This window comes from Rhodococcus sp. BP-261 (assembly GCF_019835205.1).
Lineage (GTDB): Bacteria > Actinomycetota > Actinomycetes > Mycobacteriales > Mycobacteriaceae > Rhodococcoides > Rhodococcoides kyotonensis_B.
The window spans coordinates 117,746-131,087 of the sequence record NZ_JABUCO010000013.1 but is presented as its reverse complement, the minus strand read 5'-3'; the positions used below and the strand labels follow the sequence as shown (position 1 = coordinate 131,087).

The 13,342-nt window shown below is 65.2% G+C and carries 11 protein-coding genes; 8 read left to right on the top strand and 3 right to left on the bottom strand.

Features of this window, described 5'->3' with window-relative positions:
* The first annotated feature begins 64 nt into the window (after positions 1-64).
* The 5 genes from HQ354_RS15805 to HQ354_RS15785 all read left to right on the top strand — a co-directional run bounded on the left by HQ354_RS15805 (position 65) and on the right by HQ354_RS15785 (position 5,487).
* On the top strand, positions 65-1,519 hold the full coding sequence (locus tag HQ354_RS15805; protein WP_068427628.1) for an adenylate/guanylate cyclase domain-containing protein: 1,455 nt from the start codon (positions 65-67) through the stop codon (positions 1,517-1,519).
* Between the two features lie 24 nt (positions 1,520-1,543).
* Positions 1,544-2,698 (top strand): TIGR00374 family protein, encoded by a 1,155-nt coding sequence (locus tag HQ354_RS15800; RefSeq protein ID WP_068427582.1) that lies wholly within the window; start codon positions 1,544-1,546, stop codon positions 2,696-2,698.
* Positions 2,699-3,022: 324 nt separating this feature from the next.
* The gene (locus HQ354_RS15795) at positions 3,023-3,574 is read left to right on the top strand and encodes a YceI family protein (protein ID WP_167678861.1); all 552 of its coding nucleotides are present in this window, start codon (positions 3,023-3,025) and stop codon (positions 3,572-3,574) included.
* 40 nt (positions 3,575-3,614) lie between these two features.
* Positions 3,615-3,992, top strand: a complete 378-nt coding sequence (locus tag HQ354_RS15790; RefSeq protein WP_222635114.1) for a DUF3054 domain-containing protein — start codon at positions 3,615-3,617, stop codon at positions 3,990-3,992.
* A 46-nt stretch (positions 3,993-4,038) separates the two neighbouring features.
* On the top strand, positions 4,039-5,487 hold the full coding sequence (locus HQ354_RS15785; protein WP_222635115.1) for a peptide MFS transporter: 1,449 nt from the start codon (positions 4,039-4,041) through the stop codon (positions 5,485-5,487).
* 15 nt (positions 5,488-5,502) lie between these two features.
* Here HQ354_RS15785 and HQ354_RS15780 read toward each other — a convergent pair whose 3' ends face one another.
* The 3 genes from HQ354_RS15780 to HQ354_RS15770 form a co-directional block, all read right to left on the bottom strand.
* Positions 5,503-6,303, bottom strand: coding sequence for a sulfite exporter TauE/SafE family protein (locus HQ354_RS15780; protein WP_222635116.1), 801 nt, complete (start codon positions 6,301-6,303; stop codon positions 5,503-5,505).
* 36 nt (positions 6,304-6,339) lie between these two features.
* A complete protein-coding gene (locus tag HQ354_RS15775; protein ID WP_222635117.1) occupies positions 6,340-7,989 on the bottom strand; it encodes an NTF2-like N-terminal transpeptidase domain-containing protein in 1,650 nt (549 codons plus the stop codon).
* Positions 7,990-8,168: 179 nt separating this feature from the next.
* Positions 8,169-9,992, bottom strand: coding sequence for a penicillin-binding transpeptidase domain-containing protein (locus HQ354_RS15770; RefSeq protein ID WP_222635118.1), 1,824 nt, complete (start codon positions 9,990-9,992; stop codon positions 8,169-8,171).
* A gap of 75 nt (positions 9,993-10,067) precedes the next feature.
* On the opposite strand from HQ354_RS15770, the gene HQ354_RS15765 reads away from it, so the two are divergent.
* From HQ354_RS15765 to HQ354_RS15755, 3 genes are all read left to right on the top strand, one after another.
* Positions 10,068-10,616 (top strand): hypothetical protein, encoded by a 549-nt coding sequence (locus tag HQ354_RS15765; protein WP_222635119.1) that lies wholly within the window; start codon positions 10,068-10,070, stop codon positions 10,614-10,616.
* Positions 10,617-10,822: 206 nt separating this feature from the next.
* Positions 10,823-12,382 (top strand): ATP-binding cassette domain-containing protein, encoded by a 1,560-nt coding sequence (locus HQ354_RS15760; RefSeq protein WP_068427569.1) that lies wholly within the window; start codon positions 10,823-10,825, stop codon positions 12,380-12,382.
* Positions 12,383-12,389: 7 nt separating this feature from the next.
* The gene (locus HQ354_RS15755) at positions 12,390-13,193 is read left to right on the top strand and encodes an alpha/beta fold hydrolase (protein WP_068427566.1); all 804 of its coding nucleotides are present in this window, start codon (positions 12,390-12,392) and stop codon (positions 13,191-13,193) included.
* The last annotated feature ends 149 nt before the right edge of the window (positions 13,194-13,342 follow it).

Below are 13,342 nucleotides of genomic sequence, written 5' to 3'. Positions count from 1 at the left end.
TTAACCCGTGCTGGCATCTTTCCGAGCGGTCTCGCTCACGCTGAAGAGTCGCTGGCCGCTGTACATGTTGTCGATGCTGTTGGCGAACTTGTTCGGCGCAGTGTTGGTGTTCGCGTTCGTTCGATACGGGTTGCCGATCACGGAGTCCCAGTCGATCGTCGCGGACCGGGTTCGCAACGTCTACGTGTTCGGCGCGTACCTTGCTTTCGCCGGCACGATCAGTCTGTATTACGCCGCGCGGATGCTGCGCACGGTCGTCCGCTGGCAGCTACGGGGTGGGCCGCCGACACGTGCCGAACAGATGACGACTCTGCACGCTCCCCTGCGTCAGGCCATCGTGCACCTGATTCTGTGGGTCATCGGCGGCATCCTGTTCGTGCTGTTGACGGTGTCGGAGATGCCGTCGCTGTCGGTCGCGGTGATCGTCACCGTCGCGCTGGCTGCCACGGTGACGTTCGGTTTCACGTACATGCTCGGTGAGCGCATCCTGCGGCCGGTCGCGGCGATGGCACTCAGCGAGGGCCGTTTCGACCGGACCATGGCTCCCGGCGTCGGCACCCGCATGGCGATGACGTGGGGTCTGGGCACGTTGATGCCCGTCATCGGCATCATCCTGCTGTGCGCCACACAGCTGACGACGGATCTCGTGTTCTCCACCGACGCCCTCGCCATCGCGATCATCCTGCTCAGCGTCCTCGCGATCGGACAGGCGTTCATTCTGTCGATGCTGACGGCCAGCCAGATCTCCGATCCGATCCGGCAGCTGCGTCGAGCGATCGAGCGCGTCCAACGCGGTGACAACGACGTCGAGGTCGACGTGTTCGACGGCAGCGAGATCGGCCGGCTGCAGGTCGGCTTCAACCGAATGATGGAGGAAGCCGCGGAACGACGCGTCCTCCGCGAACTGTTCGGCCAGCACGTCGGCGAGGACGTGGCCCGACGCGCGTTGCAATTCGGTACCGAATTGGGCGGCGAGACGCGCTTCGTCGCGGTGCTGTTCGTCGACATGGTCGGGTCCACCGCGACCGCGTCGGAACGACCGCCGGGCGAGGTCGTCGTACTTCTCAACGAGTTCTTCCGTGTCGTCGTCGACGTGATCGACAAGCATCACGGCTTCGTCAACAAATTCATGGGCGACGCCGCACTCGCCATCTTCGGTGCGCCACTCGACCGTCCCGACGCGCCGACCGCCGCTCTCGCCGCAGCCCGTGACCTGCGGTTCGCGCTCAACGACATCGTCGGACTCGACATCGGCATCGGCGTCTCGGCCGGTCTCGCGGTCGCCGGCAACATCGGCGCCAAGGAGCGGTTCGAGTACACGGTCATCGGCGATCCGGTCAACGAAGCGTCCCGTCTGACCGAACTGTCCAAGCTGCGTCCGGGTCGCGTGCTGGCGTCGACGTCGGCGCTGTACTTCGCCAGCGACGAGGAACAAGAACACTGGGAGCTCGGAGATCAAGTTCAACTACGTGGCCGAGGCCGTCCCACTCACCTCGCGTGGCCAGTCGAGCATCCCTGATGACGTCGACCTAGTGGTTACGCTGTGAGGGTGCTCGAACCGACACCAGAGCCCGCGGCGGTGGGTCCGCGACGCCGGAACCGGTTTCGCGTGCTCAAGTGGGTGGCAGCGGTTGCCCTCGTCGGATTGCTGATCGGCGAGGGCATCTATCTCTGGCCACGTCTGCACGAATCGTGGAAGGCACTCACCGAAATACATTGGGGGTGGCTGGCGGCGTGCATCTTCATGCAGGCACTGTCGCTGAGCGCGTTCGGCCGGGTGCAGAAGCAGTTGCTGCAGGCCGGGGGTGTGCGCGTTCGGCAGGCCAAGTCGCTGTCCGTCATCTACGGCAGCACCGCGATGGCGTTAACGCTTCCCGCCGGCCAGGTCTTCTCGACGGCGTTCACCTATCGCGAGACCCGACGCTGGGGCGCGAGTCCGGTCGTGGCGTCGTGGCAGCTGGCGATCTCCGGCGTGATCGCGGCGGCAGGTCTGGCCGTACTCGGTGTCGGTGGCGCGTTGCTCGTCGGCGGTTCGGTCAACACGTTCACGCTCGTGCTGCCGATTGCGGGCGTCGTCGCGATCGTCGTCGGCGTTCGGTACGTCTCGGCGCATCCACAGTCGATCCGAAGTGCTGCGGGCTGGGTTCTCCACAAGGTCAACGACTTTCGCAACCAGCCGCGCGACGCGGGCCAGGAGCGCATCGACGAGATCATCGAGCAGGTCAAGTCGGTCCAGCTCGGCAAACGTGACGGCGCCCTGTCACTGACGTGGTCCGCGGTCCACCGCATCGCCGACGTCGCCTGCCTCGGTTTCGCGTGCTATGCCGTCGGCGCCGATCCTCGTCTGTCCGGCCTGCTGATCGCGTTCGCGGCGGGTAAAGCCGTCGGTTCGGTTCCGCTGGCTCCCGGCGGACTCGTCGTCGTCGACGCCACCCTCATCGCGTTCCTCACCAGCGCCGCCAGCATCAGCGCGTCGCAGTCCGTTGCGGCTGCCTTCGTCTACCGCGGTGTCAGCTTCATCCTCGTCGCCCTCGTCGGCTGGGTCGTGTTCCTCGTGTTGTTCCGCAAACACCAGCACGAAGACCTGCACTACGACCTCGAGATGGAACAGCGCGAGACCAAGCAGCTGCAGAAAGACGCCCGCACCGCCCGCGAGGCGCAGCCCGAACGCCGCGGGCCCGATCCCGAGCCGGCCTGAGCTGCGTCTCTGCCCCCGCCCGTGGACCGAATGTCACCTTCGGTCACTCGGCGCGCAGCGAGGGCGTCCTTCGCTCACCTTGCGCGCAGCGAGGGCGTCCTTCGGTCACTCTGAGTGACCCGATAGCCACATTCGGTCCGCCCGCGCATTCGCCCGCCCGGAGCGAGGGCGCCCCTTGCTCACTCTGAGTGACCCGATAGCCACATTCGGTCGAACCAGGGGGCACCCCCGACCGGCCGCGAAGAATTTCCCCCGGAATAGATGCGGACCCCGGTCCGTTTGTGTACTATACAAACTTGAAACTTCAACCTTGAGGAGCTAGTCATGACCGCATCCATCGCACTGCCCGAGTTGGCCCCCGGCACCTGGACCATCGATCCCGCGCACTCGACCATCGGCTTCACCGTTCGCCACCTGATGGTCAGCAAGGTTCGCGGCCGTTTCCAGAACTTCAGCGGCGCCGTCACGGTCGCGGAGGACGGCACCCCGTCCGTCAACGCGGAGATCGACGTCGCGTCCATCACCACCGACAACGAGCAGCGCGACGGCCACCTCAAGACCGCCGACTTCTTCGAGGTGGAGAAGTTCCCGACCGCCACGTTCACCTCCACGTCCGTCAAGGCCGACGGTGGCGACTTCGTCGTGACCGGTGACTTCACGCTGCACGGCGTCACCAAGTCCGTCGACCTGAAGCTCGAGTTCAACGGCGTCAACCCGGGCATGGGCGCAGGACCGGTCGCAGGCTTCGAGGCCACCACCGTCCTCAACCGCAAGGACTTCGGCATCAGCATCGACATGCCGCTCGAGGGTGGCGGCGCTGTCGTCGGCGACAAGATCACGCTGAACCTCGACATCGAAGCCGGTCTGGCTTCCTGATTCGAGCGGAAGGCGACGGCGGCACCCTAGGGTGTATCGGGTGAACAAGCGCAGCCCGATCATTGCCGCCGTCGTCGACCTCGTTCTGGTCCTTGTCTTCTGCGCGATCGGTCGCCGCAGTCACGACGAGGCGAACGTCATGGCCGGGCTGTTTCACACAGCCTGGCCTTTCGTCGTCGGGGCGGTCATCGGCTGGATCGCGACGGTCACGCTCTACCGCGACAAGTTCGACGCCTTCCTCGTCCTCCCGACGGGCATTCTCGTATGGGTGTCGACGGTTCTCGTCGGCATGATCCTGCGCGTCGTCAGCGGTCAGGGCACGGCGTTCAGCTTCATCGTCGTCGCGTCGACGGTTCTGGCCGTGTTCCTGCTGGGTTGGCGCGCCCTCGCCAAATTGGTACCCGTCTCGAAAAACTGATCTGCAGATACTCCCGAACACCGGCCGATCGTGACACAGTTCACCTATGGCCGAACTACAGGACAAGCAGAGCACCGGGTTCTTCGGACAGCCGTTCGCGCTGGCGAATCTCTTCGGTGTCGAGATGTGGGAGCGTTTCTCGTTCTACGGGATGCAAGGCATCCTCATCTACTACTTGTACTACTCGGTGTCCGAGGGTGGCCTCGGAATTCCCGAATCGTCGGCGACGTCGATCGTCGGCGCATACGGCGGAACCGTCTACCTGTCCACGATTCTCGGCGCATGGATAGCCGACCGACTTCTCGGGTCGGAACGCACACTGTTCTACAGCGCGATCATGATCATGTTCGGGCACATCGCGTTGGCCGTTCTGCCCGGATTCCTCGGCGTCGGAGTCGGTTTGATTCTCGTTGCGTTCGGCAGCGGTGGGCTCAAAGCGAATGCGACGTCGTTGGTCGGCGATCTGTACGACGAGCACGACACCCGTCGCGACGCCGGCTTCTCCCTCTTCTACATGGGCATCAACATCGGCGCGTTCATCGGACCGTTGCTGACCGGCCTCGCTTGGGACAAGCTCGGGTTCCACGCCGGATTCGGTTTGGCCGCAATCGGTATGGCGCTCGGCCTGATTCAGTACACGATCGGCCGCAAGCATCTGCTCGGAATCGGTGCTACGCCGCCCCATCCGCTCCCTGCGAGCGACCGCATGAAGTGGGGCGCGATCGGCGTCGCCGCGATCGTCGTCGTCGCGTTGCTGTCCGTCTTCGGCGCCATCACAGCGTCGAATTTGTCCGACGTCGTCGTCGGCGTCACGATCGTCGCTGCGGTCGCCTACTTTTCAATCATCTTGTCCAGCAAGCACATCACGCAGATCGAGCGTCGACGCGTCATCTCGTTCATCCCGATGTTCATCGCGAGTGCCGCGTTCTGGTCATTGTTCCAGCAGCAGTTCACGACCGTTCCTCTCATCGCGGACACCGAGCTCGACCGCAATCTGTTCGGCTGGGACTTCCCACCGTCGTGGGTTCAGTCCATCAACCCCGTGTTCATCATCATCTTCGCCGGTGTGTTCGCGGCGATGTGGACGAAGCTCGGCGACCGCCAACCGTCGACGCCACTGAAATTCGCTGCGGGAGTGAGCATCATGGGTCTGGCGTTCCTCGCCTTCGTGCCGTCGCTGGCCGGTGACAACATGCCGCTTCTGGCTCTCGTGGGAATCCTCCTGCTGTTCACGTTCGCCGAATTGTTTCTGTCCCCGGTCGGATTGTCGTTGTCGACCAAGCTCGCGCCGAAGAACTTCCACACCCAGATGGTGGCGTTGTTCTTCCTGTCCGTGGCACTGGGTTCCGCGATGGCAGGCACTCTGGCCGGTTACTACGACCAAGCCGACCCGAATCCGTTCTTCTACACCGTCGGTGGCGTGTCGATCGCCGTCGGCATCGTCATCGCGGCGATGTCGCCGTGGATCAAGAAGATGATGAGCGGGGTGCAGTAGCCGAAACCTGCACGGCTACTTCAGAAACAACCAGGCCGCGAGCCCCAAACCACACAGTCCGACGCCGATGCGCAGGACCGTCGGCGGAATCACCTTCACAACCGGCGGTCCCGAATAGCCCCCGACGAACGCGCCGATGCCCAGCGCCAATGCGGCGAGCCAATTCACTTCACCGGAAAACGCGAAGATCACCGCAGCAACGAGGTTGGCCACGCCCAGGAAGAAGCTCTTCAGAATGCTGGCGCGCCAAATCGAATCGGATGTGCACACGAGCGCGAGTGCCAGGAATATGACTCCCGCCCCCGCCCCGAAATACCCGCCGTAGATCGCGACGAAGAACAGACCGACGGGATAGAACCTCTGGGCCGTCCCGCCGGCTCCACTCCCGTCCCCCTGGGCCGTCCCGCCGGCTCCACTCCCGTCCCTCTGGGCCGTCCCGCCCGCCAGCAGCCGCAGCCGGGGTTGCAGCAGCAACGCCACCGCGGCGAAGGCAACGAGAAAGGGGACGACGATCTCGAAGGATCCCGCGGGTGCCCACAACAGCACCAGCGCACCTACCAACCCGCCGATCGCCGAGTAGGCAGCGAAGCGCACCAGCTGCTTGCCGTCCTTCGCGAGCTCCGACGACGCGTTCGAGGTGGCTCCGACTCCGACTGCAACGAGAGCCACCGTGTTGGTCACGTTCGCCGCCACCGGCGAGAGCCCGGCAGCAAGGAGCGCGGGGTACGACACCAGCGACGCGAGCCCGGTCACGAATCCGACGAGGCCCGCGAAGAAACCGGCGACGACGAGCAAGCCGAAATCGAGCAGAGTCACGAACAGTAAAGCTACCGTGGCTAAAGAGTTGGCCGACTACTCGGCTTTGCCGGAGTCCATCTCCCGGAGCAGCATGGTGCTCATCTTCACGGCTTGGTCGGTGCCGTCGGCATTCTCGATGTAGACGGCGAACGCCAGGTCGCCGCGGTTCGCGATGAACCACCGATCGTCACCGCTGTTCCCCGAGAAACCGGTGAGACCGCCGTAGGAATCGAGACCGGCGTCGTGTGCGGAGTTCCGCATCATGTCCCGCAGCGTGGCCAGCGCCTCCGGGGCGATGGACGCCGTCTCCTTGTCGGCCACCGCGGTCTGACCCGCGACGATCGACGGTAGAGGCGCCGCGCCACGTGCGATCGCAGCGCCGATCTGAGCCAGACCGAACGGCGTGATCGACACTTCCGACGTCTCGTTGCCGACGGTCCGGATGCGGTCGATGGAGTTGTTGCCCGACGGCACCTGACCGGTGTAGGCGTCGAGACCCGGCATCGAGTAGTTGACGCCGAGACCGAGTTGCGTCGCGTTGGAGTCGTCGCCCCTGGTGACGGCGTCGACGAGATGCGACGCCGACCCGAGCGGATACATCCCCGAGAACGCGATCTGCCCCTGCTCGTTGGCGTAACTGTTCTGCGCTGTCGCGACGATGGCGCCTGTCGACGGCTGGATCGCAACGATCGACGCTGCGGTTCCGACGCTGACGACGGCTTCTTCGGCTGCCAGCTGGATGCGGGGATCGAGCGTCGCGTGCAGGTCCGGTCCGGGCGGACCTTGGAATCCGGCTTGACGCGTGACGACGCCGTCCGGACCGGTGACGTCGACGGCCCATCCGGAGGTGGCGTCGCGATTGTCCTGCCACGCCTTGCGCAACGAATCGAGCAGCGGCGACGTGATTCGGCGATCCCCGGCGATGAGCTTCGGCGTCGGAACGACGACGACACCGTCGATGGCTCGCAGGTCGTCCTCGAGAACACCGAAGTCGTCGTCGCGCAGGTTGACCGCGAGGATCGGGCTTCCCGGCGTCGCAGCGAGGTCGTGTTGCAGGCTTTCGGCGGTGATCAGGGGTGCCACGACGTCGATGACGTCGGCCAGTCGCGTCGTGGATGCCACGGGGTCTGCCATGCGCGACGGGTCGAGCATGATCGCGTTGATCGTCCGCTCGTTCATCAGCACGTTCTGCGCGGCGTCGAAGACAAGCGGCGGCGCTGCGTCGGTGCGGACGTAGCGGACGGATCCACCCGCGGGCATGTCGGGCGCGAGCATGTCCTGCTCCCACGTGATTCGCCAGCCGACGCTCAACTTCTTGGCGGTGCCGCGTGTCGAGTACGACCAGTCCTTGGCGTCCCCGAAGTTCCAGTCCGACGCCATCGTGAAGAAGCCGGACGAGTCGTCGAGTCCGATGAACTGCGTCAGCTCGAAGTCGCCTGTCGGCGGTCCGCCTGCGGACAAACCGTCGAACATCTGCGTGATGCTCGCAGCGGCGGCGTTGGGATAGGACGTGAGATTCGCTGCCGCCGAGACGTCACGCGCATTGAGTGCGTCGACGAAATCACCGACCGCCGCCTCGCCGGCGTTCTCGGGCCGATCCAACATCCATACCGCCGCGGTCGAGGACAAGACGAGCGTTGCCCCCACTGCTACTACGTAACGTCCCCGTTTCGCGCTCACGCGCGCCGCCCTCCCTGAACCCATGCTTCATTCTAGTCACTTCAGTCACACGCGTAACAAGCACGGGATTCACACGCTCTGGTCACGAATTCGCTACACGCCTCCCCACGTGCTTTTCCCGCCTGCATTCATCGTGGTCAATCGTGACGCCCAACACAAGGCCGTAAACCGTCACAATAAGCAAACGACGGGCAAATGAGCGCCTAGCGCAGGAACCGTCCTGCGGCCTCCAGGGCGGGGGCCGAACTCTGTCCGCCGGCGACGAACACGGCGAACGCCAGATCACCCTGGATCCCGACGAACCAGCCATGTGCGCCTTCGTTGTTCGGCCCGAACTCGGCGGTTCCGGTCTTACCGAGCAGGCCAGGGATGTCCTGCAGTTGCGTAGCGGTTCCGGCGGTGACGGTCTCGCGCATCATCGCCCTGATCTGCTCCGCGACCACCGGGTCGACCGAGACGGGCGTCGCGTCCGCCGTGCCCGGTTGACCGCTCACGAGAGTGGGCGCCTTCAACGCCCCTCCCGCGATCGACGAGGCCACCAGCGCCATCCCGAACGGCGACGCCGTTACCTGTCCTTGACCGATGGCCGACTCGACGCGTGCCGCAGGGGTGTCCGCGACCGGGACGGTGCCGGTGACGGTGGTCAGGCCTGGCGTTACGTAATCGACACCGAGTCCGTATTGCTGCGCGGTCTTCTGCAGGCCGTCGGCGGGCAGTCCGACGCCGAGGCGCCCCATCGTCGTGTTGCACGAGCGGGCGAATGCGGTGTGCAGCGGAACGTCCCCGAGGTCGAAGTTGTCGTCGTTCGGAATCTGACGGCCTTCGATGTTCTCGGTGCCGGGGCACGGAAGGATCGTGTCCGGCGTTGCGGTGCCCGCCTCGAGCGCAGCCGACGTCGTCACCGTCTTGAACGTCGATCCCGGCGGATACAGCCCGGTCAACGCGATCGGTCCCTCTGCGTCGGCGGCCGCGTTCTGCGCGACGGCGAGCACGTTTCCGGTCGACGGCTGCAGCGCGACGATCGCCGCTTGCTGCGGCAGCGATGTCAGCGCATTCTCGGCCTTCAGCTGCAGACCCGCGTCGAGAGTCGTCGCGATGTCGGGAGCAGGCGTCGCGTCGACACCCGCCAACTGCTGGACTGCCCCGTCGGCGGAAATGGACTGTACGGACCAGCCCTTGTTCTCGTCGAGCTGCTGTTGCCACAGCTCCGAGACACCGGTCAACGCGGGCGACGCCAACGCGCGGTCGGTCGTCAGCAGACGAGTCTGCGGCGCGAGTGTGACGCCAGGAAGCGCCGCGAGCGGGGCTGCGATCGGATCGAGGTCGGACTGACGCAGCGAGACCACGGTGAGCGCGTTGCCCTGTGCTGCAGCTCGATCGGCAGCGATCGATTCGGCCGAGATGGTCGGAACGATCGGCGTGATGTACGACGCGACCGCGGCGGGGTCGGCGGACGCGTCGATGTTCACGAGCGTGACGACCTGCTGGGACATCAATTCGACGCCTGTTCGGTCGAACACCTTGGGCGTGACGAGCGCATCGGTCGACGTGTAGCGCACTGTGCTGTCGGCCGTCAGGCCCGGTGCGAGGACGGCAGGATCCCACTGGATCCTCCACCCCTGATCGGTCTCGGTCGCCGTCGCCTGCGTGTCGTACTGCCACTGTTTGGGCTCGCCGTCGGGCTCTTCGGTGCCGTCGTTCGTCGTCGAGAAACGCCATGTCGCGTCGAGCGTGACCGCGCCACCGTCTTCGGACGCCGATTCGACGGTGAAGTCCGACGTCGCCGTGACGGACCCGCCGGCGCCGAGCCCGTCGTACAGGCCCGTCAGCGCAGCCGACGCGGCCACCGGGTCGGTCGTCAGCTGCGCGGCGGCCTCGGCGGATCCGCTGTTGATCGCATCGACGAATTGTTGGGCGGTGGTCTGCGGTTCGGGTGGGCCGTCGTCACCGCATCCCGCGAGGACCAAGGCCGTGACAGCGACGAGGGCGGAAACCGTCTTCTTCGAAGTGCGCACGCACTTGATCATGCCCCACCCGTGGCGGATATCGCTGCAACGGAGTAATCATGTAAGTGTGTAATCAAACGCAACCAAGGAGTTGTCATGAGACACCATGGAAGAAAGTTCGGACGACCCGGTGGGTGGCAGCAAGCCGACGCACCGGACACCGGTGACGCCGCAGAATGGTTCAGCGGACGGCTTCCGGAAAGTTGGTTCGCCGGCGACGCGACGATCGAGGTGGACCGGGAGGAGATCGTCGTGATCGGCGAACTTCCCACGCCCGACGACGCATCGGCCGCGTCGACCGAGGGTCGCATCGCGCGGTTCCGCGAGACCACGCGTCAGGACCGGATGCAGATCGCCGACGAGGCGGAGGCACGCTACGGACGCAAGGTGGCGTGGGGCGTGGCCGTCGACGGGGAGGCGGTGCTCTTCACCCACCTCGCCGTTCCGGTGATGACCCGCCTGCGACAGCCGGAGCGCAAGGTATTGGACACGCTCGTCGATGCAGGCGTCGCGCGATCTCGTGCCGATGCGCTGTCCTGGGCCGTCAAACTCGTCGGTGAACACACCGAGGAATGGCTCGGAGAGCTGAGGGAGGCGATGAGCAAGGTCGACGATCTGCGCAAGAAGGGCCCTTCGAGCACGTGAGCGAAAATGCGTGCCAGAGCACGCATTTCCAAGCACGACCACAAATGGGGTTGCGTGTGCGACGCACCCGGGTTTAACCTGGCTCTCGCTTGCCGTCGACAGAATCCGTAGGAGCGTAGCCTGCGGAGTGACCAGAGTTGGAGAGGCCGTTGCTCTTCTAGAGGTTCGTTCGCCTGCTTGTACGCACGCATACCTCTGGAGCAATCATGTCTACCTCTTCATCCCTGCGCATTTCCGATCTCGGGTTCACCTGGCCGGACGGCAGCCGCGTGTTCGACGGCCTCGACGCCGTGTTCCCCACCGGCAGAACAGGTCTCGTCGGGTCCAACGGTGCGGGCAAGTCGACGCTGATGAAACTCGTTGCGGGAGAATTGCACCCCCAACGCGGCTCGATCACCGTTCCCGGCGAGCTCGGCTACCTCCCGCAGGACATCACCCTGCGCGCAGGCAGGCGCGTCGACGACATTCTTCGTATGCGTGAACTTCGACAGGCGCTGCACCGCATCGAGATCGGAGAATTCACCGACGACGACTTCGCTATCGTCGGCTCCCGGTGGGATGCGGAGGAGCGTGCCGTCGCGCTGCTCGACAAGTTGGGATTGGGCCACATCGTCGCACGACCGGAGGATCTCGATCGCGTCGTCGGAACGCTGTCCGGCGGTGAATCGATGCTGCTCGCGCTCACTGCGGAACTACTCGCGGAGCCGGATGTGCTGCTCCTCGACGAGCCGACCAACAACCTCGACCGAGACGCCCGCGCACACCTCTACCAGGCCGTCCAGTCGTTCCAGGGCGTGCTGATCGTGACGAGTCACGACCTCGATCTGCTCGCGATCATGGACACCACTGCCGAGGTTCGAGCCGAGCGAGACGGGGTCAGCCGCCTGCGCGTGTTCGGCGGTAACTACGAGCACTACCGTGACGTCGTCGTCGCGGAACAGGAGGCTGCGCGCGCCGCGGTGCACGACGCCAAGAACGATGTGCGCAAGCAGGAACGCGAATTGATCGAGGCCAGAACCAAACTCGATCGACGCGCCCGGTACGGCAAGAAGATGAACGAGCAGAAGCGTGAACCCAAGATCGTCATGGGCAATCGCAAACGGGCAGCACAGGTCTCGGCGGGCAAGCTACGGGGCAACCACCTCGACAAGGTGAGCGACGCACAAGCGGTTCTCGCCACGGCCGAGGATCGCCTCCGTGACGACCGCGAGGTCCGCGTCGAGCTCCCCGCGACGAAAGTGCATGCGGGACAGAGGATCGTTTCAGTCGCTTCACTGGAGATCGTGGGACCGGAACGCATCGCACTGATCGGACCGAACGGTAGCGGCAAGACAACACTGCTGCGACAGCTCGCGGACGCGGAACCCGCTGTGCCGTGGCGATACCTGCCGCAACGCCTCGACGTGTTCGACGAGTCTCGGTCGGTGGCCGAGAATGTTGCGGCAGTCGCGGCACACGCGTCGAACGAGCAGATTCGAGCCCAGTTGGCGCGCTTTCTTTTTCGCGGGAGCGACGCGGATGCCGTCGTCGACACGTTGTCCGGGGGTGAGCGTCTCCGTGCTGCACTGGCGACCATTCTGCTCGCCGAACCCGCGCCGAGGTTCCTGATGCTCGACGAACCCACCAACAATCTCGACCTCGCCAGCAAGGCCCACCTGACGGAGGCGTTGGCGAGTTACGAGGGTGCGCTCGTCGTCGCGAGTCACGACTTACCGTTCCTGCGGGATCTCGAGCCGACGCGATGGGTCGAACTGGAGCGTGCATGATGGACGAGTGGACTTCGCGACGAACCCCTCGGATGGAACTCGGATCGCCTACACCGTCGTGGGCTCGGGTCCGCCACTGCTCATGGTGCACGGAAGTCTGCTGACACACACGATCTGGCGCACGTTCGGGTACGTCAAAGCCTTGCGTCCGCGTAGGTCGTTGATCCTGCCCGACATGCGCGGGCACGGCCGGAGCGACAAACCGCACGACGTCGACGCGTACCGCATGGACAATATCGTCGGCGATCTCGTGGCCGTCCTCGACGAGGTGGGTGTCGACAAGGCGGACTACTGGGGTTACTCGTACGGTGCGCGCGCCGGCCTGACATTGGCAGCGCGGGCACCCGAGCGCGTCAATTCCCTTGTTGCCGGCGGAGGTTCGCACGGACCGCAGAAGGGGGCGTTCGATCGGCTGTTCTTCCCGGGGTGCGCGGACGTCCTCGCGACCGGAGGCATGGACGGCTTCATCGACGAATGGAACCGCCACCGCCTGTTTCCGGTGGACCCTGCGACCCGAGCCGTGTTCAGCGCCAACGATTCCGACGCGATGGCCGCCTACTTCCGCGCGTCCGACGCCGAGCCCGGGTTGTCCGACGACACGCTGCGCGGACTCGGTATTCCTTCGCTGTTCTACGTCGGCTCCGAGGACACGACGCGTCGGGACGACTCGCGCGCGGCTGCCGCGCTCGTTCCTGAGTCGGAGTTCCACCTGATCGACGGCTTCGACCACTCGACGACGCCCGCCGCGGGCGACGAGGTGCGGCGCGTCGTCGAGCCGTTTCTGGACCGAATGTCACCTTCGGTCACCTGAGGCTGAGGCGCGGCCCGAATCCGGACCGAGGGCGCCCCTTGCTCACTCAGAGTGAGCGAGGGCGTCCTTCGGTCACCTGGGGCGCGGCCCGAGTCCGGACCGAGGGCGCCCCTTGCTCACTCAGAGTGACCACCGGTGACATTCGGTCA

What these genes read in the sequence shown, in the direction of transcription:
- HQ354_RS15805 (WP_068427628.1), top strand. Translation starts at nt 65, where the DNA reads ATGTTGTCGATGCTGTTGGCGAACTTGTTCGGCGCAGTGTTGGTGTTC.
- HQ354_RS15795 (WP_167678861.1), top strand. Translation starts at nt 3,023, where the DNA reads ATGACCGCATCCATCGCACTGCCCGAGTTGGCCCCCGGCACCTGGACC.
- HQ354_RS15785 (WP_222635115.1), top strand. Translation starts at nt 4,039, where the DNA reads ATGGCCGAACTACAGGACAAGCAGAGCACCGGGTTCTTCGGACAGCCG.
- HQ354_RS15775 (WP_222635117.1), bottom strand. Translation starts at nt 7,989, where the DNA reads ATGGGTTCAGGGAGGGCGGCGCGCGTGAGCGCGAAACGGGGACGTTAC.
- HQ354_RS15770 (WP_222635118.1), bottom strand. Translation starts at nt 9,992, where the DNA reads ATGATCAAGTGCGTGCGCACTTCGAAGAAGACGGTTTCCGCCCTCGTC.
- HQ354_RS15765 (WP_222635119.1), top strand. Translation starts at nt 10,068, where the DNA reads ATGAGACACCATGGAAGAAAGTTCGGACGACCCGGTGGGTGGCAGCAA.
- HQ354_RS15760 (WP_068427569.1), top strand. Translation starts at nt 10,823, where the DNA reads ATGTCTACCTCTTCATCCCTGCGCATTTCCGATCTCGGGTTCACCTGG.